The organism is Duganella sp. (genome assembly GCF_039595735.1).
Classification (GTDB): Bacteria; Pseudomonadota; Gammaproteobacteria; order Burkholderiales; family Burkholderiaceae_D; genus Rugamonas.
The window spans coordinates 209,206-229,805 of record NZ_JBCNLB010000007.1; the positions used below are offsets into that span (position 1 = coordinate 209,206).

At 64.5% G+C, this 20,600-nt stretch carries 21 protein-coding genes and 1 riboswitch; of the genes, 16 read left to right on the forward strand and 5 right to left on the reverse strand.

Annotation, left to right across the window (positions count from 1 at the left end):
• Positions 1-75: 75 nt before the first annotated feature.
• Complete coding sequence (locus tag ABDW57_RS15345; protein ID WP_343731043.1) at positions 76-1,512, reverse strand: aldehyde dehydrogenase family protein; 1,437 nt, start codon at positions 1,510-1,512, stop codon at positions 76-78.
• Between the two features lie 191 nt (positions 1,513-1,703).
• Between ABDW57_RS15345 and ABDW57_RS15350 the strand changes: the two genes are divergently transcribed.
• Complete coding sequence (locus ABDW57_RS15350) at positions 1,704-3,506, forward strand: DUF885 family protein (protein ID WP_343731044.1); 1,803 nt, start codon at positions 1,704-1,706, stop codon at positions 3,504-3,506.
• Here ABDW57_RS15350 and ABDW57_RS15355 read toward each other — a convergent pair.
• The 4 genes from ABDW57_RS15355 to cobA all read right to left on the reverse strand — a co-directional run bounded on the left by ABDW57_RS15355 (position 3,454) and on the right by cobA (position 8,934).
• Positions 3,454-4,341 carry a hypothetical protein gene (locus ABDW57_RS15355; RefSeq protein ID WP_343731045.1) on the reverse strand — a complete coding sequence of 296 codons (888 nt, stop codon included), beginning with the start codon at positions 4,339-4,341 and terminating at the stop codon, positions 3,454-3,456. The genes ABDW57_RS15350 and ABDW57_RS15355 overlap by 53 nt on opposite strands.
• On the reverse strand, positions 4,338-5,240 hold the full coding sequence (locus ABDW57_RS15360) for an AraC family transcriptional regulator (protein ID WP_343731046.1): 903 nt from the start codon (positions 5,238-5,240) through the stop codon (positions 4,338-4,340). Before ABDW57_RS15360 ends, ABDW57_RS15355 begins: the two co-directional genes overlap by 4 nt.
• A gap of 1 nt (position 5,241) precedes the next feature.
• Entirely contained in the window at positions 5,242-8,088 is a 2,847-nt protein-coding gene (gene uvrA, locus ABDW57_RS15365; protein WP_343731047.1) for an excinuclease ABC subunit UvrA, read from the reverse strand.
• Positions 8,089-8,214: 126 nt separating this feature from the next.
• Positions 8,215-8,934, reverse strand: a complete 720-nt coding sequence (gene cobA, locus ABDW57_RS15370) for a uroporphyrinogen-III C-methyltransferase (protein ID WP_343731048.1) — start codon at positions 8,932-8,934, stop codon at positions 8,215-8,217.
• 83 nt (positions 8,935-9,017) lie between these two features.
• Positions 9,018-9,211, forward strand: a riboswitch (cobalamin riboswitch).
• 113 nt (positions 9,212-9,324) lie between these two features.
• Between cobA and ABDW57_RS15375 the strand changes: the two genes are divergently transcribed.
• The 15 genes from ABDW57_RS15375 (at position 9,325) to ssb (ending at position 20,494) form a co-directional block, all read left to right on the forward strand.
• The gene (locus tag ABDW57_RS15375) at positions 9,325-9,993 is read left to right on the forward strand and encodes an energy-coupling factor ABC transporter permease (RefSeq protein ID WP_343731049.1); all 669 of its coding nucleotides are present in this window, start codon (positions 9,325-9,327) and stop codon (positions 9,991-9,993) included.
• A complete protein-coding gene (locus tag ABDW57_RS15380) occupies positions 9,990-10,298 on the forward strand; it encodes an energy-coupling factor ABC transporter substrate-binding protein (RefSeq protein ID WP_343731050.1) in 309 nt (102 codons plus the stop codon). The genes ABDW57_RS15375 and ABDW57_RS15380 overlap by 4 nt, the downstream gene beginning before the upstream one ends.
• On the forward strand, positions 10,270-11,022 hold the full coding sequence (gene cbiQ / locus ABDW57_RS15385; RefSeq protein WP_343731051.1) for a cobalt ECF transporter T component CbiQ: 753 nt from the start codon (positions 10,270-10,272) through the stop codon (positions 11,020-11,022). The genes ABDW57_RS15380 and cbiQ overlap by 29 nt, the downstream gene beginning before the upstream one ends.
• On the forward strand, positions 11,019-11,858 hold the full coding sequence (locus ABDW57_RS15390) for an ATP-binding cassette domain-containing protein (RefSeq protein ID WP_343731052.1): 840 nt from the start codon (positions 11,019-11,021) through the stop codon (positions 11,856-11,858). Before cbiQ ends, ABDW57_RS15390 begins: the two co-directional genes overlap by 4 nt.
• The gene (cobM, locus tag ABDW57_RS15395; RefSeq protein WP_343731053.1) at positions 11,855-12,640 is read left to right on the forward strand and encodes a precorrin-4 C(11)-methyltransferase; all 786 of its coding nucleotides are present in this window, start codon (positions 11,855-11,857) and stop codon (positions 12,638-12,640) included. The genes ABDW57_RS15390 and cobM overlap by 4 nt, the downstream gene beginning before the upstream one ends.
• Positions 12,637-13,509, forward strand: coding sequence for a sirohydrochlorin chelatase (locus ABDW57_RS15400; protein ID WP_343731054.1), 873 nt, complete (start codon positions 12,637-12,639; stop codon positions 13,507-13,509). Before cobM ends, ABDW57_RS15400 begins: the two co-directional genes overlap by 4 nt.
• On the forward strand, positions 13,506-14,183 hold the full coding sequence (locus ABDW57_RS15405; protein WP_343731055.1) for a precorrin-8X methylmutase: 678 nt from the start codon (positions 13,506-13,508) through the stop codon (positions 14,181-14,183). Before ABDW57_RS15400 ends, ABDW57_RS15405 begins: the two co-directional genes overlap by 4 nt.
• Positions 14,180-15,370, forward strand: a complete 1,191-nt coding sequence (locus ABDW57_RS15410; RefSeq protein ID WP_343731056.1) for a cobalt-precorrin-5B (C(1))-methyltransferase — start codon at positions 14,180-14,182, stop codon at positions 15,368-15,370. The genes ABDW57_RS15405 and ABDW57_RS15410 overlap by 4 nt, the downstream gene beginning before the upstream one ends.
• A gap of 3 nt (positions 15,371-15,373) precedes the next feature.
• Entirely contained in the window at positions 15,374-16,678 is a 1,305-nt protein-coding gene (gene cbiE, locus ABDW57_RS15415) for a precorrin-6y C5,15-methyltransferase (decarboxylating) subunit CbiE (protein ID WP_343731057.1), read from the forward strand.
• Positions 16,671-17,444, forward strand: coding sequence for a precorrin-2 C(20)-methyltransferase (gene cobI / locus ABDW57_RS15420; RefSeq protein ID WP_343731058.1), 774 nt, complete (start codon positions 16,671-16,673; stop codon positions 17,442-17,444). Before cbiE ends, cobI begins: the two co-directional genes overlap by 8 nt.
• Positions 17,441-18,187, forward strand: coding sequence for a cobalamin biosynthesis central domain-containing protein (locus ABDW57_RS15425; protein WP_343731059.1), 747 nt, complete (start codon positions 17,441-17,443; stop codon positions 18,185-18,187). The genes cobI and ABDW57_RS15425 overlap by 4 nt, the downstream gene beginning before the upstream one ends.
• On the forward strand, positions 18,184-18,588 hold the full coding sequence (locus tag ABDW57_RS15430; RefSeq protein WP_343731060.1) for a cobalamin biosynthesis protein: 405 nt from the start codon (positions 18,184-18,186) through the stop codon (positions 18,586-18,588). The genes ABDW57_RS15425 and ABDW57_RS15430 overlap by 4 nt, the downstream gene beginning before the upstream one ends.
• Positions 18,585-19,538: a precorrin-3B C(17)-methyltransferase gene (gene cobJ / locus ABDW57_RS15435; protein WP_343731061.1), complete on the forward strand. Its 954-nt coding sequence runs from the start codon at positions 18,585-18,587 to the stop codon at positions 19,536-19,538. The genes ABDW57_RS15430 and cobJ overlap by 4 nt, the downstream gene beginning before the upstream one ends.
• Positions 19,535-19,888: a (2Fe-2S) ferredoxin domain-containing protein gene (locus ABDW57_RS15440; protein WP_343731062.1), complete on the forward strand. Its 354-nt coding sequence runs from the start codon at positions 19,535-19,537 to the stop codon at positions 19,886-19,888. The genes cobJ and ABDW57_RS15440 overlap by 4 nt, the downstream gene beginning before the upstream one ends.
• 87 nt (positions 19,889-19,975) lie before the next feature.
• Positions 19,976-20,494, forward strand: a complete 519-nt coding sequence (ssb, locus tag ABDW57_RS15445; RefSeq protein ID WP_176647006.1) for a single-stranded DNA-binding protein — start codon at positions 19,976-19,978, stop codon at positions 20,492-20,494.
• The last annotated feature ends 106 nt before the right edge of the window (positions 20,495-20,600 follow it).

Here is a 20,600-nt window from a genome sequence, read left to right on the forward strand (position 1 = left end):
CATTTCTAGGCCCTCATGCTGAAATCTGGCCCTTTCATGCTCATTTTTGGCATGAAAAGGCCGGGTTTGAAGGGCTTAGCGCGGATATTGGGCTTCCACGCCCAGAATCGCCTTGGGTTCCAGGTAGCTGTCCAGGCCGTATGGACCGAACTCGCGGCCGATGCCGGATTGTTTGAAGCCGCCAAATGGCGCAATCAAATCGTCGTGGATGCCGTTGATATGCACGCGGCCGGCGATAATCGAGCGGGCAATACGGTTGGCGCGCTCCAGATTGGTGGAGCTGATATAAGCCTGCAAACCATATGGCGTATCGTTGGCGATTTGAATGGCTTCTTCTTCGGTTTTATAAGTCAGCACCGATAATACCGGGCCGAAGATTTCTTCTCGCGCAATCGTCATATCATTGGTGACGTGAATAAATGCGGTTGGCTTGACAAAATAACCGGCCTCCAGGCCAGCGGGTTTGCCCACTCCGCCTGCGATCAATTCAGCGCCCTCGTCAATGCCAATTTGAATATAACGCTGCACGCGCTCGAATTGTTTTTGATTCACCAGCGGGCCGATTGTATTATCGGCATTACGGGGATCGCCAACCTTGACCGCATTCACGGCGGTTGCCACCAGCTGCTTTACCCGTTCCAGTTTCTCTGCGGGCACCAGCAGACGGCTGCCGGCAATGCAGGCCTGGCCGTTATTCATGAAGCAGGCTTGAATCGCGGCCGGAATCGCCTTTTCAAAGTCCGCATCGTCCAGAATAATATTGGCGCTTTTACCGCCCAATTCCAGGGTTACCCGTTTCATGGTATCCACGCCCAGGCGGGCAATACTCTTGCCGACCGCTGTCGAGCCGGTGAAGGAAATCTTATTCACGTCCGGATGCACGCTCAGTTCGGCGCCCACCACGTCGCCGCGGCCGTTGACGATGTTGACCACGCCCGGCGGCAGCTGTGCTGCGTGGAAACATTCGGTCAGGATCTGGTTCTGGCGTGCGCTCAGCTCGCTGGGCTTGACCACCACCGTGCAGCCGGCCGCTATCGCCGTCGCCACCTTGTTGGCAATAAACCAGGCGCTGGAATTCCACGGCGTGATGATGCCGACCACGCCGACCGGCTCCAACACCACCCTGGCGGTGTTCACGGTTTTCACGAAGGCGTGATCGTCCATGACTTTTTTGACATCCAGGAACATCTTGGCGGTATAGCGCGAGCGGCCGACGCTGGTGTTGAGCGGGCCGCCATATTCCTCGACCTGCGCCGCCGCCGCATCACCGGCGCGCGCCAGCACTACGTCATGCAAACGCTGCAACATGGCGCCGCGCTCGGCCTTGGTGGTGCGCGAGAATGCCGGGAAGGCAGCTTTGGCGGCGGCGATGGCGCGGCGCGCGTCTTCGGCGTCGCCCAGGCGCACCTGGCCGTCCAGCCGGCCCGTGGTCGGATTGATAAGATCGAACAGCTCCTCGCCGTGCGGCGTGACGAACTGGCCGTTGATGTAAATGTGGTCGATGGTGTGCATGACAGGCTCCTTGGCAGGTTGATGGAGCCATTCTAGAAATCGCCGCGTTCGCGCATCAGTGGGATTCCTGCAGCATGGTTGCCTGATTCTGCAATCCATGCCGGCGTTTTAGCATTTCGTCACAATTGCCCGGCGCCTTGCCGCGCTGGCGGTTACAGTGCACGCTCAACACTTTTACAAGATAGGCCAACATGACAACGACTACCCGTATCGGCGCCGCCAGCGCCTTGTTGTTCTCCCTGATCCTGGGCGTGGCCCATGCCGACAGCGCCGCTCCCGACCTGGAAGCGCGCCGTGCGACCCTGAACCAGCTGATTAAAGAGCAGTGGGAATACACCATGCGCAACAGCCCGGAGTGGGCATCGCTGCTGGGCGATAAGCGCTACAACGACAAATGGTCCGACTTCTCGCAAGCCGGCATCGACGCCGACCTCAAGGCCAGCGCCGATTTCCTCAAGCGGTTTGAGGCCGTGGACACCACCGGCTTCCCGCTGCAGGAACAACTGAACCGCGAACTGATGGTGCGCCAGCTGCGCCAAAGCGTGGAAGGCGCCCGCTTCAAGGATTGGGAAATGCCGTTGGCGCAGAACTCCGGTGTTCACCTCGACACGCCGCAAATCGTCGCCGCGCTGCCGTTTGAGACGGTCAAGGACTACGAGGACTACATCAAGCGCCTGCACACCCTGCCCAAGTTGTTCGACCAGACCCGCGCGCAGATGGAAAACGGCGTCAAGGACAAGCTGATGCCGCCGCAGTTCCTGATTCCGAAAATCGTCAAGCAGTGCGAAGACGTGGCGGCCATGAAGCCGGCCGATTCGCCCTACGCCGAACCGCTGAAGCGCTTCCCGAAAGAGTTCTCGGCCGCCGACAAGGCGCGCCTGAGCAAGGAAGTGCTGGCCGCCGTGAAGAATGACGTGTCGCCGGCCTACAAAAAGCTGGCCGTCTACACCAAGACCAAGTACCTGCCGCATGGCCGCAAGGAAGTGGGCATGTGGTCGCTGCCGGATGGCGGCGCGCGCTATGCCTTCAAGGTCAAATCGTCCACCACCACCGCCATGACGCCGGAACAGATTCACCAACTGGGCCTGTCCGAAGTGGCGCGCATCGAAGGCCAGATGCTGGATACCGCGAAAAAGCTGGGCTACAGCGATCTGAAAACCTTCAACAAGGCGGTCGCCGACAATCCTGCGCTGCATCCCAAATCGCGCCAGGAGATCATCGATCTCTATCAGAAGTACACCGACCAGATGTACCCGCAGCTGACCAACCAGTTCGGCGTGCTGCCGAAGAATAAGGTGGAAATCAAGCCGGTCGAGGAATTCGCGGAGAAGGGCGCATCGGGCGCCTCCTACATGCCGGGATCCCCGGACGGCAAGCGCCCTGGCCGCGTGATGGTCAACACCGGCGACTTCGAGCACCGTTCCACCATCGGCATCGAAACCACGGCGCTGCACGAAGGCGTGCCGGGCCACCACATGCAGCTGACCATCGCCCAGGAGATCAGGGGCCTGCCGGACTTCCGTCAGCAGGGCGGCTACACCGCCTATGTGGAAGGCTGGGCGCTGTATTCGGAACGCCTGGGCGAGGAGCTGGGCTTCTACCAAGATCCTTACAGCTACTACGGCCATTTGCAGGATGAGATGCTGCGCGCGATCCGCCTGGTGGTCGATACCGGTTTGCACTACAAGCAGTGGAACCGCCAGCAGGTGGTGGACTTCTTCCACGACCACTCGGGCATCGAGGAAGTGGAGGTGCAGAGCGAGACTGACCGCTACATCGTCTGGCCAGGCCAGGCGCTGGGCTACAAGATCGGCCAGCTGAAGATACTTGAGCTGCGCGATTACGCCCGCAAGGAGTTAGGCGCCGGCTTCGACATCCGCAAATTCCACGACCACGTGCTGGGCGCGGGCGCGCTGCCGATGGATGTGCTGGAGTCGCACATCAAGGATTGGGTTGAGGCGGAGAAGAAGACCGTCGCAAATCAATCTTCGTAACCCACCAGGCCTTGTTCTGGAAGGCGAAGTCAAGGGCGTGCAGCGAGACGACCTTGCCTTCACTGGCCTGGATTTCTCCCGGCTTGGGCAGGACGGCGGCAGCGGTGCCGCTGTCTGCCAGCGCATCCAGCGCCTGCATCAGACGCATGTCGTCGCGCTTCATTGCCGTGCACACGCCGTACTGGTCGCATACCTGCACCGGAAAAGCGATGAAGCGCACCGCGCGATCCAGCATGTCTTCGTTCCCCAGGTAGTTGAACACCCAGCCGGCGGTATCGGCCAGGTCACGCGCGCGCGCCAGTACCGCCTGATTTTCCTTTTCCAGCTCCTGCCGCATCGAGCGGCCCTGCCCATACAGCATATCGTCGACGCGCCAGCCGGCTTCCTCATCCACCAGCACGAAACGGATTTGCCGCTCATAGGCGGAACCCATGTCGGGATTGATGTTGAAGCTGGCCTCGATGATGTTGTCGCCGGCGCGCGTGACCTTGAAGTGCGCACGTTCGAAATCCAGCGTCGGCGGCACCTCCTGCGCATCGAGGAATACATCGCCATCGGCGCCGTAGCCGCAGATATCGTCGCCGCGCGACAGGCTGTCGCACAGCTGCAGGTTGGCGTCGACCAGCGCTTCCAGCGCTTTCGAAAAGAAAGACCCGGACGGCAGCTGGCTCGCCTGCCGCGCCTCCGGCCGCGCCAGATGGTCCTTGTAGAAGTTGGTGATGAGATCGAGCTGCTGCTGCTTCACCGACCAGGCGATATCGGCAATCAGTCCCACGATGGCGAACACGAACAACAAGACGCCCACCGGCACCAAGCGTTTTTTATTGATCTTCATGTTGCGGTCCGGAGTTTTTTGATGTCCTGCATGGGAGGCGCGCCAAACAGGCGGCGGTACTCGCGGCTGAATTGCGAGGCGCTTTCGTAGCCGACCTTGTAGGCGGCGGTGGTGGCGTCGACATCGCCGTTCAGCAGCAGGGTGCGCGCCTGCTGCAGCCGCAGCTGCTTTTGATACTGCATCGGCCCCATGGTGGTCACCGCCTTGAAGCGGTGGTGCAGACTGGAGACGCTCATATGGGTGGCCTGCGCCAGGTCTTCCACCTTGACTGGCTGGTCGTAATGGTCCTTGAGCCAGGCGATGGCTTTGCTGATGCCGCGGTCCTGCTGATCCAGTACGATGTTCTGATACAGATGACGGCCGTCGGGACCGGTCAGCATACGGTAGATGATTTCGCGCTTCAGGCCCACCGCCAGGAAGGCCGCTTCCGCCGCCGGCGCGCGCAGCAGGCGCACCAGCTGGTATAAGGCTTCCTGCAAAGCGTCGTCGGTGCGGCCGACGAAGGCGCCGCGCTCCGGCTGCTGCGAGTCGATGCTGACTTGCGCCTCCAGCACAATGGCCGCAATCTCCTGCGGATCGAGTTCAATATTCAGCAGCAGGTAGGGCTTGTCCGGCGTGGCATTGATGATGTGGCCGGAAGCAGGCATGTCGACCGATACCGCCAGATACTCGCCGGGGCCGTAATCAAGCACCTCATCGGCCAGGATCACGCGCTTGTGCCCCTGCAGGATCACGCAGCACGAAGGTTTGAGCACGCCCTTGGTAACGGGCGTGGGATGCGAAGAACGCAGCAGCGATAAAAATGGAATGCTGGTCGCCACCCGCCGCTCGTCCAGCGCGTACTGCTGGACGATGTCGATCATGTGATCGAGCCGCGTGGGGGCGAGGTCGCGTTTCATTTTATTTCAACAGCGGCACCAGGTATTTGCCGGTGACGCTGGCCGGGTTGGCCGCCACTTCTTCCGGCGAGCCGCTGGCGATGATCTTGCCGCCGCCGGCGCCGCCTTCCGGACCCAGGTCGACGATCCAGTCGGCGGTTTTGATCACGTCCAGATTGTGCTCGATGATGACCAGCGTGTTGCCCTGGTCGCGCAGGCGGTGGATCACCTTCAGCAGCAGGTCGATATCGTGGAAGTGCAGACCGGTGGTCGGCTCGTCCAGGATGTACAGCGTGCGGCCGGTGTCGCGCTTGGACAGTTCCAGCGACAGCTTGACCCGCTGCGCCTCGCCGCCCGACAGCGTGGTGGCACTCTGACCCAGCTTGATGTAGCCCAGACCCACATCGAGCAGCGTATGCAGCTTGCGCGCGATCAGCGGCACCGGTTTGAAGAACTCGTGCGCGTCTTCCACCGTCATGTCGAGGATTTCGGTGATGTTCTTGCCCTTGTAGTGCACTTCCAGCGTTTCGCGGTTATAGCGCTTGCCGTGGCAGACGTCGCACGGCACGTACACGTCCGGCAGGAAGTGCATTTCCACTTTCAGCACGCCGTCGCCCTGGCAAGCCTCGCAGCGGCCGCCCTTGACGTTGAACGAGAACCGGCCGGCGCTGTAGCCGCGTTCCTTCGCGGTCGGCACGGTGGCGAACAGCTCGCGGATCGGCGTGAACAGGCCGGTGTAGGTGGCCGGATTCGAACGCGGCGTGCGGCCGATCGGCGCCTGGTCGACCGAGATCACCTTGTCGAAGTGTTCCAGGCCGGCGATGGCGTCGTGCGGCGCAGGCTCGGTCTGCGAGCCGTACAGGTGGCGCGACAGCGCGGGGAACAGCGTGTCGTTGATCAGGGTCGACTTGCCGGAGCCGGAGACGCCGGTCACGCAAGTCATCAGGCCGACCGGCAGCTTCAGATTCACCTTCTTCAGGTTGTTGCCGGTGGCGCCGGTGATCACCAGCTGCTTGTCGGGATCGGCCACGTGGCGCTTCTTCGGCACTTCGATCTTGCGCGTGCCGCTCAGGTACTGTGCGGTCAGCGATTTCTTGTTCTTCAGGATGTCCTTGAGCGAACCGGCGGCGATCACGTCGCCGCCATGCACGCCGGCGCCCGGACCCATGTCGACGATGTAATCGGCGGTGCGGATAGCGTCTTCGTCGTGCTCCACCACCAGCACGCTGTTGCCGATGTCGCGCAGGTGTTTCAGGGTGTCGATCAGACGGTCGTTGTCGCGCTGGTGCAGGCCGATGGACGGCTCATCCAGCACGTACATCACGCCGGTCAGCCCGGAGCCGATCTGCGAGGCCAGACGGATACGCTGCGCTTCGCCGCCGGACAGGGTGTCGGCGCTGCGGTCCAGCGACAGATAATCGAGGCCGACGTTGTTGAGGAACTGCAGGCGCGAGATGATCTCTTTCACCACACGGTCGGCAATCTCCTTCTTGGCGCCGCGCAGCTTCAGCTGCTCGAAGAAGGACAGCGTTTCACGCAGCGGCTTCTCCGCGATTTCGTAGATGGCCTTTTCCTGCTTGCCGGTGCCGACCTTGACGTAACGCGCTTCCACGCGCAGGCGCGCGCCTTCGCACGATGGGCATTTCTTCTCGTTGATGAATTTGGCCAGTTCCTCTTTCACCGCCATCGAATCGGTTTCGCGGTAACGGCGCGCCAGATTGTTCACCACACCTTCAAAGGTGTGTTCCTTGACCACGGTGCGGCCGCGCTCATTGATGTAGGTGAACGGGATCTGCTGCTTGCCGGAGCCGTTCAGCACCACTTCCTGCGCGGTCTTCGGCAGTTTTTCAAACGGCAGGTCCAGATCGAATTCGTAGTACGCCGCCAGATTGGACAGCATCGAGAAGTAGAACTGGTTGCGGCGGTCCCACCCCTTCACCGCGCCGGACGCCAGCGACAGGTTGGGGAAGGCGACGATGCGCTTCGGATCGAAGAACTCGATGTGACCGAGGCCGTCGCATTCCGGGCAGGCGCCCATCGGGTTATTGAAGGAGAACAGGCGCGGCTCCAGCTCCTGCAGCGAATAGCCGCAGGTGTTGCAGGCGAACTTGTTGGAATAGACATGCTCCGTGCCGTTATCCATTTCCAACGCGACGGCACGACCGTCGGCCAGGCGCAGCGCGGTTTCAAAGCTCTCGGCCAGGCGCTGCTTGATGTCGGCGCTGACCTTGACGCGGTCGATCACCACGTCGATGGTGTGCTTCTCGGTTTTCTTCAGCTTCGGCAGGTCTTCCACTTCGTAGATTTTGGCGTCATGCGTGCCGCTCTGCACGCGGAAGCGGATGAAGCCCTGCGCCTGCATTTGCTCGAACAGGTCTGAGTGTTCGCCCTTGCGGTTGGCCACCACCGGCGCCAGGATCATCAGCTTGGTGCCTTCGGGCAGGGCCAGCACCGCGTCCACCATCTGCGACACGGTCTGCGCGGCCAGCGCCTGGTCCGGGTGGTTGATGCAGTAAGGCGTGCCGACGCGCGCGTACAGCAGACGCAGATAATCGTGGATCTCGGTCACGGTGCCGACGGTCGAACGCGGGTTGTGCGAGGTGGCTTTCTGCTCGATCGAGATGGCCGGCGACAGGCCCTCGATCAGATCCACGTCCGGTTTTTCCATCAGCTGCAGGAACTGGCGGGCATAGGCGGACAGCGATTCCACATAGCGGCGCTGGCCTTCGGCGTACAGCGTGTCAAACGCCAGCGACGATTTGCCGGAGCCGGACAGACCGGTGATCACAATCAGCTTGTTACGTGGCAGGTCGAGATTGATGTTTTTCAGGTTGTGCGTGCGTGCGCCGCGAATGCGGATCTGTTCCATGGGATTTTTGCCTTTAGAGTCAACCCATAACTATAGCCGGGTTTGATTACTTGCGCCGACCTTGGACTGGATCGTGCCGGCGGGCGCGCGATACTGTATATAATACCAGTATTTTCTTGCGGCGTTTCAACTTACCTGATGTTGACGTTGCTGCAATGCTTCACCAATCATCACCAGCACCGGGCCGTGCGCCGCTTCCAGCCCGCGCGCCAGGTCGGCCAGGGTGAGGCGCAGGACGCGCTGGTCGGCGCGGCTGCAGTTTTCCACCACCACCACTGGCAGGTCGGGCCGCCGGCCTTCGGCCAGCAGACGGCCGGCAGTGGCGGCAGCTTCGCGTCCGCCCATGTACTGCACCAGCGTGTCGGTTTCCGGCAGCGCCGGGTGGTCCGGCTCATCGGGCGCGGTGCTGGAAGTGAAGAAGGCCACGCTGCGCGCCAGTCCGCGCTTGGTCAGCGGCTGCTTGGTGGCCGCCGCCGCGGCCAGCGCGGTGGTAATCCCGGGCACCACTTCCACCTCAATGCCTTCCGCTTCCAGCGCGCGCAATTCCTCGTCGGCGCGGCCGAACAGCATCGGGTCACCGCCCTTGAGGCGCACCACGCACTGGTAGCGCCGCGCGCAATCGATCAGCTGTTGATTGATGACGGCTTGCGCGGTGGAGCGCTGGCCGGAGCGCTTGCCGACCGAGATCAGGTCCGCGTCCGGGCACAACGCCAGCATCTCTGGCGTGACCAGCGCATCGTACAGCACCACCTCGGCCTGCGCCAGCAGACGCGCACCGCGCACCGTAATCAGGTCGGCCGCGCCGGGCCCTGCTCCGATCAAATACACTTTTCCCAGCGCTGACATAGATATCCTTTCGTGTGTGCCAGTGCGCATGATACCGGCTGGCGCGTCTTCGGTGTTCCGCTTGGCAGGCGTTGCCGGCGTGGTGTAAGATGCAACGCTTGGGTGCGCCCATCCCTGTCCGGGGATGGCGTTAAACGGGAAACCGGTGTGAATCCGGTGCAGCCCCCGCTGCTGTAAGCCAGACGACTCCGTCATCACGTCACTGCGATAAACCGCGGGAAGACACGGAGAAGGATGAAGGCGAGCCAGAATACCGGCCCAAAAAGTCAGCACCATCCCCGGGGTGACGGGAAGCCGCTGTCGACCGGCTATTGGCGTCCCGCATTCCTGTCGACCGTCTTTTCTTCCTCCCGCTGGTGTCCGTATAGACCATTCGACGGGAGGTTTCGAATGCATATCATGGAAGGCTTTTTGCCGCCGGCGCACGCGCTCGGGTGGACGGCCGTTTCCTTGCCTTTTCTGGCCTGGGGCTTGCGCTCCGTGGGCCGCGACCTGCACGCGCATCCGGAGCGGCGCATGCTGCTGGGCGTTGCGGCGGCGTTCGCGTTCTTGTTATCCGCACTGAAGCTGCCGTCGGTGACGGGCAGCTGTTCGCATCCGACCGGCGTTGGCCTGGGGGCGGCGCTGTTCGGGCCTGCGGCCATGGTGCCGGTGGGCTTTGTGGTGCTGCTGTTTCAGGCGCTGCTGATGGCGCATGGCGGCTTGACCACACTGGGCGCCAATGTGTTCTCGATGGCGGTGGTGGGGCCGTTCGTCTCGTATGGCGTGCTGCGTGCGGCGGCCTGTATGGGCCTGTCGCGTTCCGCATCGGTATTCCTGGCGGCCTGCCTGGGCGATCTGGCCACCTATGTCACGACCTCGCTGCAGCTGGCGCTGGCGTTTCCTGCGGCGGTGGGTGGTGTGGGCGTGTCGTTTGCCAAGTTCGCCGGCATCTTCGCCCTGACGCAGGTGCCGATCGCCATCAGCGAAGGCTTGCTGACGGTGCTGGTGGTGAATGCCATGGTGCGCTTCAATGCGCACGAACTGCGCGCCCTGCCGGTGATGAAGGGGGATGCATGAAGCTGCGCACCCTGATGCTGTGCGCTGCCATTGTGCTGTTGACAGTGCTGCCATTGTGGCTGGTGAACGTACCGGCCGCATTCGGCGGCGCCGATGCGCGTGCGCAGCAGGCCATTGGCGATATCGCGCCGGATTACACGCCGTGGTTCGCGCCGATTCTTGAACCGGCCAGCGAGGAAATCGCCTCGCTGCTGTTTGCGCTGCAGGCGGCGATCGGCGCTGGCGTCATTGGCTACTGGCTCGGCTTCTCGGTCGCGCGCGAGCGGACCAGGCGCGATGCCAGGCGGGATCACCGTGCTGATTGAATCGTCGGCCTACGCCAATCGCTGGCGCGTTGTGGCGCCGTCTGCCAAGGCGCTGTTTGCGCTGGCGGGCATCGTCGCGGCGTGGCTGGCGCGCAGCCCGGCCGTCTTGTGGGCGTTGACCTTCGCGCTGCTGCTGGCGGCCTTGCTCGGCGCCCGTGTGCCGGCGCGCACCTATCTCGCCGCCGCGTTGCCGCCGCTGGGATTCCTGCTGCTCTCCTGCCTCTCCATGCTGTTTGGCCCGGACGCGCAAGGCAACTGGCGCTGGTCCGCCGTCATGCTGCCTGCCGTCACGCATACCGCCTTGCGTTCGCTGGCCATGCTGGCCGCCCTGCTGGGCCTCATCCTCACCACGCCGCTGCCCGACCTGCTGGCGCTGATGCGCCGCCTGCGCACGCCGGCACTGCTGCTGGACATGATGGTGCTGTGCTACCGCATGCTGCACGTCCTGCGCCAGGCGTGGGACGAAAGCACGACAGCGCAGAGCGCGCGTCTCGGCTATCGCGGCTGGCGCGAGGCGTGGCGGTCAACTGGCATGCTGGCCGGGCAAATGGCTGTGCAAGTTTGGCAGCGTGCCGCCGCTCTGCAAATGGCTGCCGATGCTCGCGCCTTCCAGGGCGCTTTGCGCTTCCTGCCTGCCGCCTATCCGCAAGCGCGGCGCCAGCAGGCGTGGGCTGCACTGGGCGGCGCCATCATGATCGCCATCGGCGCGGGAGACCGCTGGTGAACGCCCCATTGCTCGAACTGGAAGCCGTCGACCACCGCTACCCGGACGGCAGCATCGGCCTGCAAGCCTGCAGCCTGGCGCTGCATCGGGGTCGCCGCTACGCCCTGCTGGGCGCTAACGGCGCCGGCAAAACCACCGTGCTGCAGCACCTCAACGGTCTGCTGCGGCCCGGCGCCGGCCAACTGCGCATCGACGGCCAGGCTTTTGATTACAGCCGCGCCGGACTCACCGCGTTGCGTCGGCGTGTCGGCCTCGTGTTCCAGAATCCGGATCGCCAGTTGTTTTCAGCGGTGGTGGAGGAAGACGTTTCCTTCGGCCCGCTCAACTTGGGGCTGCCCGTCGAAGAAGTGCGCGCCCGGGTCCGCGAGGCGCTGCAAGCGGTCGGACTGCGCGACCACGCGCGCCGTCCGGTGCACCAACTCAGCTTCGGCCAGAAAAAGCGCGTGTGTATCGCCGGCGTCCTCGCCATGCAACCGGACGTGCTGCTGCTGGATGAGCCGATGGCCGGCCTGGATGCCGCCATGCAGGCCGAGCTCACGACGCTGCTGGATCGCCCCGGCGTCACCATCCTGCTGTCCACGCACGACATCGACTTCGCCCTGCGCTGGGCCGACGATATCCACATCATGGCGGCCGGCCGCTGCATCGCTTCCGGACCGGCGCAGGAATTGGCGGCACACACCGACGCACTGCGCACTGCCGGCCAGCGCCCGCCGGCCGCGCTGACGCTGCACGCACAACTGGTCGCGCTGGGCGTGCTGCCCGCCGGTCCGGCGCCGCGCAGCACCGACGCCCTGCTCGACCTGCTCAAACATTCAGGAGTAAGCCCCGCATGACACCCCTTGGAAAAATCTGGTTCGTCGGCGCCGGCCCCGGCGATCCGGAACTGATCACCGTCAAAGGCCAGAAACTGCTGTCGCAGACCGGCGCCGTGCTGTTTGCCGGCTCGCTGGTCGACCGCGCGGTCACGCTGTACGCGCCGCCCGGCTGCATCATCCGCGACTCAAAAGACATGACGCTGGAAGAGATGACCGCATGGCTGATCGAACAAGCCCGCAGCCACGCTACCGTGGTGCGCCTGCAAACTGGCGACCCGGCGCTGTACGGCGCTCTGATCGAACTGGCACGTCCGCTCAGCGCGGCCGGCATCGAATGGGCCGTGGTGCCCGGCGTGTCGTCCGCCATGGCGTCGATGGCGGCCGCCGGCGAATCCATGACGCTGCCCGAAGTGACCCAGAGCGTCATCCTCACTCGCGTGGAAGGCCGTACGCCGATGCCGGACGGCGAAGATCTCGCCAGCCTGGCCGCACATCGCACCACGCTGTGCATCTTCTTGTCCATCACCCTGATGCACAAGGTGGAAAACGCGCTGCGCGCCGCTGGCTGGGCCGAGGACGCGCCGATGCTGGTGGTACACAAGGCCAGCTGGCCGGGCGAACAGAAAATCGTGCGCGGCACGCTGGCCGACATCAAGCAGCGCTGTCGCGAAGCCGGCATCGCCAGCCAGGCCATGATCGTCGCCAGCCCCACGCTGGGCGCGCTGCACTGGGAGGCCCTGGCGCGTTCCAAATTGTATGACCCCACTTTTACCCATCGTTTCAGAAAGGCCCGCGCATGAACCCAGTAAACAAGGACACCATCCTGATTGTCGGCCACGGTTCCCGCGAAGATTCCGGTAACCAGGAAATCCGTGAATTCACCAATCAGTGGCGCGCGCGCCGGCCGGACTGGCGCATCGAGTTGTGCTTCATCGAATTCGCACCGCCGGAAATGAACGCCGCCTTGCTGGAAGCCGCACGCAGCTCGCGCCGCGTGCTGGTGGTGCCGCTGATCCTGAACGCCGCCGGCCACGTCAAGATGGAAATCCCGGAAGCGATCGAACACGCGCGCCTGGCCTGTCCGCAAACGGAAATCCTGCTGGCGCCGCACCTGACGGCGTGCGATCCGATACTGGCCATCCTCAAGCGCCGCCTGCGCAAGGCCATGGGCACGCTGGACATGCCGGACCCCAGCACCACCGGCGTGGTGGTGCTGGGACGCGGCTCGTCCGACCGCGGCGCCAATGGCGACATGGCCAAGATGGCGCGCTGGCTGATGGAGGAAAGCGACCATGAACTGGTGGACCTCGCCTTCACCGGCATCACCTGGCCGCGTCTGGAGAAGGTGGTGCAGCGGCAGGTCATGCTGGGCATGCGCCAGATTGTGGTGCTGCCCTACTACCTGTACACCGGCACGCTGATGCAGCGCATTCACCGCCAGGTGGAACACCTGCGCATCCAGTATCCGCAAGTGCGTTTCGCCTGCAGCGAGCATTTCGGTTTCGAAGCCGAGATTTTTGCGTTGATGGAGCAGCGCGTGGAAGACTTGCATGCCGGCGCACCGGACAGCCGCCTGCCATGTGACGGCTGCAGCTACCGCGAAATCGCGCACGACCTTGGTCACGGCCATTCTCATTCGCACACCCACCTGGAGGTCCAGCCGGCATGAGCACCGTGAACACCGTCACCGAACAACTGACCCGCGCCGGCCAGGCGATAGAGCACGACAGCTTCGCCATCATCGACGCCGAAATCGGAAGTCACGCCTACACCGCCGCTCAGTGGCCCATCGTGCGCCGCATGATCCACGCCAACGCCGATTTCGATTTCAATGGTCTGACCGCCTTCCATGCCAACGCGGTGGAAGCCGGCATCGCCGCCATGCTGGCCGGCGCCACGCCGGTGGTGGCGGATGTGGAGATGATCTGCTCCGGCCTGTCGCAGCCGCGCCTCGCGCACTTCGGCGTGAAGACCCACCAGTTCATCAGCGATGCCGACGTCATCGACGCCGCCAAGGCGGAAGACACCACGCGCGCCGTGCAAGCCATGCGCAAGGCGCATCGCCTTGGCCTGCTGGACGGCGCCATTGTCGGCATCGGCAACGCACCGACCGCGCTGATCGAACTGGTGCGCCTGATCCGCGAGGAGAACGTGCGTCCGGCGCTGGTGGTCGGCATGCCGGTAGGCTTCGTCTCGGCGGCCGAATCCAAAGACCTGATGGCCGAGGTCAGTGAGGTTCCATGGATCGTCATCCGTGGCCGCAAGGGCGGTTCTACGCTGGTGGTGGCGGCGCTGCACGCCTTGCTGGCGCTGGCCGAAGCGCGCCAGAAGGCCGCGGCATGAAAGAGAAAGCGGCTGCCGAACGTGGCACCCGCACCGGTTTTACCACCGGCGCCTGCGCCGCCGCTGCCGCGCGCGCGGCGGTGCTCGGCCTCGTCCATGGTCAGGTGCCGGCGGAAATCGAAAGCCTGCTGCCCAACGGCAGCCGGGTGCGATTTGCCGTCCACGATGGCCGCTGCGACAGCGGCCGCGCGCACGCCATGGTGGTGAAGTTTGCCGGCGACGATCCTGATTGCACCGATGGCGCCCATCTCACGGTGGACCTGCGCCTGCTGTCCGGCCAGGCCGGCGCCGTGTGCTACGTGGCCGGCGACGGCGTCGGCACGGTCACCATGCCAGGACTGGGGCTGGAAGTGGGCGGGCCGGCGATCAACCCGGTGCCGCGTCGGAACATCGCGGACAACCTGCGCGAGGCTGCGCCGGCGCTGCTGGCCGAACATGGCATCGAAGTCACCGTCAGCGTGCCGGATGGCCAGGTGATGGCAAAGAAAACCACCAACGCGCGCCTCGGCATCCTCGGCGGCATCAGCATCCTGGGCACCACCGGCATCGTCAAGCCGTATTCCACGGCCGCGTGGCGCGCCAGCGTGGTGCAGGGCGTGCAGGTGGCCGCCACCGCCGGTTACAACATGGTGGCGCTGACCACGGGCGGCCGCACCGAGACCTTCGCCATGACCGCGCTGCGCGCCGAGCGCCCTGAGCTGCCGTCGGCCTGCTTTGTGCAGATGGGCGACTTCCTGCGCTATGCGCTGGACGAGGCGGTGGCGCAGGGCATTGGCCTGGTGGTGCTGGCGGTCATGGTCGGCAAGCTGACCAAGATCGCGCAAGGCGAAACCATCACCCACGCCAACCGCAGCGAAGTCGATACCGATCTGGTGGCCGAGATCGGGCGCCGTATCGGCGCCGCGCCGGAAGATTGCGCCGCCATGGCCGCCGCCGAAACCGCACGTTTCGGCGCCGAGTTGATGGTGGAACGCGGACTGGGCGACGCCTTTCACCACGCGCTGGCACAGGCGGCCATCGACACCCTCACCGCGCCTGAACGTTATGGCCGCGCTTTCCAGCTGCGCGTGCTGGTGTGCGACTTCAGCGGCGTGCAGGTGGCCGACGTATGGTCGGCACCGGCGTTGCCGCAAGCGCGTCCCGCCAGTGCCGGCCGCACCGGCATCGATCATTTACCGGAAGCCTAGACTATGCAAGCCAAAGATCCCAATCCCTGCCGCGTCATCGGCGTACTCGATGACGGCATCGCCAGCTTGAGCCCTACCGCGCTGGCGTTGCTGCGCAATGCGGACATCATCATCGGCGGCACGCGCACGCTGGCCCTGCTGGCGCGCGAATTCAAAGCCGGCGCACAGCGCCATGACCTCACCGGCAAGCTGAAAGACGTGCCGGAATGGGTGCGTGCCGCCCGCGCCGACCACCTGTCCTGCGTGGTGCTGGCCACGGGCGATCCGCTGTGTCATGGCATCGCACCCTATCTGGCCCAGCACCTGTGCGTGGAGGTGCTGGACATCCTGCCGAATCTGTCCACGCTGCAGCTGGCGTGCGCGCGCATCGGCCTGGCGTGGCAGGATGCGCGCATCGTCTCCGTGCACGCGCGTGACGCCGGCGAATGGCAGCGCGGCAGCCCGCCCGGTCACGGCCTGTACGCGCTGGCGCAAGCGGCGCGCCAGCACGCGCGCCTGCTGGTGCTGACCAGTCCCGATAACACGCCAGACCGCATCGCCCGGATGTTGCTGGCTGAAGGCATGGGCGACGATTTTCTGATGGCGGTGGCGGAAAACCTGTTGCAGCCGGAAGAACGCGTGTTGGCTGAACTCACGCCGCAGCAAGCGGCGGCGATGCGCTTCGCCGCACTCAACGTGGTGCTGCTGTGGCGCGTGACGCCGTCCGCGCGCGCGGTGCGTTTCGGCCTGGCCGACGCCGAATTCGTGCAACGCCAGCCAGAGAAAGGGCTGATCACCAAACAGGAAGTGCGCGCCGTCAGCCTGGCACGCCTGCAGCTGCGAGCCGACAGTGTGGTGTGGGACATCGGCGCCGGTTCCGGCTCGGTGGGGCTGGAAGCAGCCCGCCTTTGCCCGCAAGGCCACGTCTATGCGATTGAGAAGAACGACGCCGATTACGCCATCGCCGGTCAGAATCACGCGGCTTTTGGCGTCAGCAATTACAGCCTGTTCCTCGGCAAGGCACCGGACCAGCTGGACACATGGCCCGATCCGGACGCGGTTTTCGTTGGCGGTTCCGGCGGCGAACTGGCACGGCTGATCGGCACCATCCTCAATCGTTTGCTCCCGAACGGCACGCTGGTGATGAATTTCGTCACGCTGGAAAACCTCGCCACCGCCACCGCCACGCTGCAGGCACTGGATGGCGTCAGCTGGGACGTGCTGCAACTACAGGCCGCGCGCAGCAAGCCGATACTGGATATGCACCGCATGGCGGCGGAGAATCCTGTATGGATCGTATGCGCGCGCCGGAAGGCACACCATGACTAAATGCGGCACCTTGTGGGGCATCTCGCTCGGCCCCGGGGACCCGGGCCTCATCACGCGCGCCGCATGGGAGGCGCTGCAGCGGCGCGACACGGTCTGGGTCTATCCGGCCCGCAGCGGCAAAACCCCCAGCTACGCCTTCGACATCGTGCAGCGCGCCGGCCTGCCGCCGCCGGAACAGCACACGCAGCTGCTGTTCCCCATGACGCACGACGGCGAAAAGCTGGGCCGCGCATGGCTCAAGGCGGCCGATACCGTGCTGCCATGGCTGCGCGAAGGGGGCGACGTGCTGTTCCTGGTCGAGGGCGACGCCAGCACCTACGCCACCTTCGGCCACCTGGCGCGCACCGTGCGCGCGCTGGATGAACAGGTGCCGGTGCAAATCATCGCCGGCGTCAACGCCTTCACCGCCGCCTGCGCGCAGGTGCCGGTGCCGTTTGCCGAGCAGGATGACACGGTGGCCATCGTGCCGGCTGCCTATGGCGTCAGCGCGGTCGAGCGCCTGCTGCCGGATTTCGACACGCTGGTGCTGATGAAAGTGAAGCCGCTGCTGGACCAGCTGATCGACTGGATGGCGCAGCGCGGTTTGCTGGCCGGCGCCCACTTTATCGAACGTGTCGGCGCGCCGGATGAACGACGCTACAGCGGCACAGAGATCCTGGCGCTGCGCGGCACCAAGGTCAGTTACCTGTCGCTGCTGATCGTCAAGCACGCGCACCGCATCCGTGGTGAGCGCATCAAGGGTTGTCTGAAAAAGGAGAGTGCATGAACAAGTCCATTACCGAACCGCGTCTGTGCCTGGTGGCGATCACCAGACACGGCGCCGCGCAGGCCGCGCGGCTGGCGGTGGATCTGCCGCAGGCCGATATCTGCACTTCGGCCAAGTTTGCCACGCAGTTTGCGCAGCTGGCCAACAAGGTGCGGGCTTACGAAGGTGCACTGCGCGACGAGATCGCGCCGCTGTTTGCAGGCTACGACCAGATCATCTTCTTCGTTTCGCTGGGCGCGGTAGTGCGGCTGATTGCACCGCATCTGCGCAGCAAGGACGAAGACCCGGGCATCATCGTGGTGGACGACGCCGGCCAGTACGTGATTCCGGTACTGTCCGGCCACGTCGGCGGCGCCAACGAGTGGAGCGAGCGCGTGGCCGACTTGCTGGGCGCTGCGCCGGTGCTGACCACCGCGTCCGACGTCGGCCGCACCATCCCGGTCGACATCCTCGGCCGCCATCTCGGCTGGACCGTGGAAGCGCCCAAGATCAACATCACCCGGGTGTCGGCCCACGTGGTCAACGGCGAGCCGATCGCCTTCGTGCAGGAAGCCGGCAGTCCGGATTGGTGGACCCGCCCGACACCGCTGCCCGACAACATCCACCGCTTCGCGTGCTTCGACGACGTGCCGCTGGAGCGCTACGCCGCGCTGCTGTGGGTGACGCACGCCGAGGTGCCGGCCGAACGCTGGACCACGCTGAATGAACGGCTGGTGGTGTACCGCCCGCCGCAACAGGCATGAGCGGGTTCACCATCGGATTGGGCTGCGACCGCGGCGTGGCGCTGGACACCGTGCGCGCTGCGGTGAGCGAAGCGCTGGCCGCAGCAGGCGCGCAAGCGCAGCAGATCGTGGCTGCCGCCAGCATCACCCTCAAGCGCGATGAGACGGCGCTGCTGGCTTTGGCCGCAGAACATGGCTGGCCGCTGCACTTCTACGAGGCGCATGAACTGGCGGCGGTGGCTGTGCCGCATCCGTCCGCGACCGTGCGCCGCTACACCGGCACGCCATCGGTCAGCGAGGCGGCGGCACTGCTGGCTGCCGGGCCGGATACGCCGATGACCGCGCTGGTTGTCGAAAAACATAAACACAAGGGCGCAGATGGCCGCAACGCCACCGTCTCCATCGCAAGGAAACAACCATGAATCAAGCAGGCAAGATCATGCTGGTCGGCATAGGCCCCGGCAGCGTGGACCACATGACCCAGCGCGCGCGCGACGCCATCGCGGAGGCGGACGTGGTGATCGGCTACGTCACCTACATCAAACTGGTGGCCGACCTTATCGAAGGCAAGGAAATCATCCGCAAGTCCATGACCGAGGAACTGGACCGCGCGGTCAGTGCGCTGGAAGCGGCGCGCGCCGGCAAAAAGGTGGCGCTGATTTCGTCGGGCGACGCCGGCGTGTACGGCATGGCCGGTCCCACCTTCGAAGTGCTGTTCCAGGCCGGCTGGACGCCGGACGATGCGGTGCAGGTCGAAATCATCCCCGGCGCCTCGGCGCTCAACAGCTGCGCCGCGCTGGTCGGCGCGCCGTTGACGCACGACTTCTGCGCCATCTCGCTGTCCGACCTGCTGACGCCGTGGCCAACCATCGCGCGCCGGCTGGACGCGGTGGCCATGGCCGACTTCGTCGTGGCGCTGTACAACCCCAAGAGCGGGCGCCGCACGCGCCAGATCGTCGAGGCGCAGCGCCTGTTCCTGCGCCACCGCCGGCCGGACACGCCGGTGGCCATCGTCAAGAGCGCCTACCGGCGGCGCGAGCACATCGTCTTCACCACGCTGGACAGCATGGCCGATGCCGACATCGGCATGCTCAGCACCGTCCTGATTGGCAACAGCAACACCTTCGTGCGCCACGGCCTGATGGTCACGCCGCGCGGCTACGCCAACAAGTACGACATGGAAGATGGCGGCACCACGCGCGACGGCGAGAAGGCAGGCCGTTCGCTGTCGACCGGCCTGCTGGGCTGGCTGGACACCCTGCAGGCCGAGCATGCGGCCGGCGACAGCATCGAAACGCTGGCCTTGCGCCACCGCCTGCCGCCCGAGTATATTCGCGCCACCCTGAACGAGCCGTGGGAGGCCGAGGCATGAGTGAACCGGTCATCAAGCCGAAAATCGGCACCTACCACCGCCACTTGCTGGTATGCACCGGCCCGCGCTGCAGCGCCGACGGCGCCTCGCAAGCGCTGTTCGACAGCCTGGGCGGCAAGCTCAAGGCTGCCGGGCTGGATGCCGGCGACTTGCGCGTCAAGCGCAGCCGGGTGAGCTGCTTTGCCGCCTGCAAGGGCGGCCCCATCGTCTGCGTGCAGCCGGACGGCACCTGGTACTACAACGTCACGCCGGAAAACATGGACCGCATCATCGACGACCATCTGCGCGACGGCAAGCCGGTGCAGGAACTGGTGTTTCACCAGTCGGGCGCGGTGGAGTTTGAGCGATAACAAGGCGGCGGCGCAGAGAAGTATCGGTGCCAGATCAAAAGTGAGCTAAACTTCTACTTTGCGCCGATCACAGGGAGTTTTAATAAAATGGCATCAGTTAACAAAGTCATCATCGTCGGCAATCTGGGTCGCGATCCGGAAATTCGCTACATGCCGAGCGGTGATGCGATCGCCAACATCGCAGTGGCGACCTCGTACCGTTCGAAAGACCGCAACACCGGCGAGCAGAAAGAGCAGACCGAGTGGCACCGTATTTCGTTCTTCGGCCGTCTGGCGGAAATCGTCGGCCAGTACCTGAAAAAAGGCTCGTCGGTCTACGTCGAAGGCCGTCTGCAGACCCGCAAGTACACCGATAAGGATGGCGTAGAGAAATACGCGACCGACATCATTGCAGAAAACATGCAGATGCTGGGCGGCCGTCAAGGCATGGGCGGCAATGACATGGATGATGGCGGCGGTTACGGCGGCGGCGGTGGCTACGAAGCCCCTCCACAGCGCCAGGCCCCAGCCCCGCGTCCACAAATGGCGCCACCGGCCCCGGCCCCACGCCCAGCCCCGCGTCCGGCACCAAACTTCTCGGACATGGATGACGACATCCCGTTCTAAAGCGCGCCTGCCGTCGAGAAGCCCACAAAACCCCATGACCCCGATGTTATGGGGTTTTTTGTTTTGTCACGCGCCGATTACGCGGCGGTAAAAAAATTGCCAATAC

What these genes read in the sequence shown, in the direction of transcription:
- ABDW57_RS15345 (WP_343731043.1), bottom strand. Translation starts at nt 1,512, where the DNA reads ATGCACACCATCGACCACATTTACATCAACGGCCAGTTCGTCACGCCG.
- ABDW57_RS15350 (WP_343731044.1), top strand. Translation starts at nt 1,704, where the DNA reads ATGACAACGACTACCCGTATCGGCGCCGCCAGCGCCTTGTTGTTCTCC.
- ABDW57_RS15355 (WP_343731045.1), bottom strand. Translation starts at nt 4,341, where the DNA reads ATGAAGATCAATAAAAAACGCTTGGTGCCGGTGGGCGTCTTGTTGTTC.
- ABDW57_RS15360 (WP_343731046.1), bottom strand. Translation starts at nt 5,240, where the DNA reads ATGAAACGCGACCTCGCCCCCACGCGGCTCGATCACATGATCGACATC.
- uvrA (WP_343731047.1), bottom strand. Translation starts at nt 8,088, where the DNA reads ATGGAACAGATCCGCATTCGCGGCGCACGCACGCACAACCTGAAAAAC.
- cobA (WP_343731048.1), bottom strand. Translation starts at nt 8,934, where the DNA reads ATGTCAGCGCTGGGAAAAGTGTATTTGATCGGAGCAGGGCCCGGCGCG.
- ABDW57_RS15375 (WP_343731049.1), top strand. Translation starts at nt 9,325, where the DNA reads ATGCATATCATGGAAGGCTTTTTGCCGCCGGCGCACGCGCTCGGGTGG.
- ABDW57_RS15380 (WP_343731050.1), top strand. Translation starts at nt 9,990, where the DNA reads ATGAAGCTGCGCACCCTGATGCTGTGCGCTGCCATTGTGCTGTTGACA.
- cbiQ (WP_343731051.1), top strand. Translation starts at nt 10,270, where the DNA reads ATGCCAGGCGGGATCACCGTGCTGATTGAATCGTCGGCCTACGCCAAT.
- cobM (WP_343731053.1), top strand. Translation starts at nt 11,855, where the DNA reads ATGACACCCCTTGGAAAAATCTGGTTCGTCGGCGCCGGCCCCGGCGAT.
- ABDW57_RS15400 (WP_343731054.1), top strand. Translation starts at nt 12,637, where the DNA reads ATGAACCCAGTAAACAAGGACACCATCCTGATTGTCGGCCACGGTTCC.
- ABDW57_RS15405 (WP_343731055.1), top strand. Translation starts at nt 13,506, where the DNA reads ATGAGCACCGTGAACACCGTCACCGAACAACTGACCCGCGCCGGCCAG.
- ABDW57_RS15410 (WP_343731056.1), top strand. Translation starts at nt 14,180, where the DNA reads ATGAAAGAGAAAGCGGCTGCCGAACGTGGCACCCGCACCGGTTTTACC.
- cbiE (WP_343731057.1), top strand. Translation starts at nt 15,374, where the DNA reads ATGCAAGCCAAAGATCCCAATCCCTGCCGCGTCATCGGCGTACTCGAT.
- cobI (WP_343731058.1), top strand. Translation starts at nt 16,671, where the DNA reads ATGACTAAATGCGGCACCTTGTGGGGCATCTCGCTCGGCCCCGGGGAC.
- ABDW57_RS15425 (WP_343731059.1), top strand. Translation starts at nt 17,441, where the DNA reads ATGAACAAGTCCATTACCGAACCGCGTCTGTGCCTGGTGGCGATCACC.
- ABDW57_RS15430 (WP_343731060.1), top strand. Translation starts at nt 18,184, where the DNA reads ATGAGCGGGTTCACCATCGGATTGGGCTGCGACCGCGGCGTGGCGCTG.
- cobJ (WP_343731061.1), top strand. Translation starts at nt 18,585, where the DNA reads ATGAATCAAGCAGGCAAGATCATGCTGGTCGGCATAGGCCCCGGCAGC.
- ABDW57_RS15440 (WP_343731062.1), top strand. Translation starts at nt 19,535, where the DNA reads ATGAGTGAACCGGTCATCAAGCCGAAAATCGGCACCTACCACCGCCAC.
- ssb (WP_176647006.1), top strand. Translation starts at nt 19,976, where the DNA reads ATGGCATCAGTTAACAAAGTCATCATCGTCGGCAATCTGGGTCGCGAT.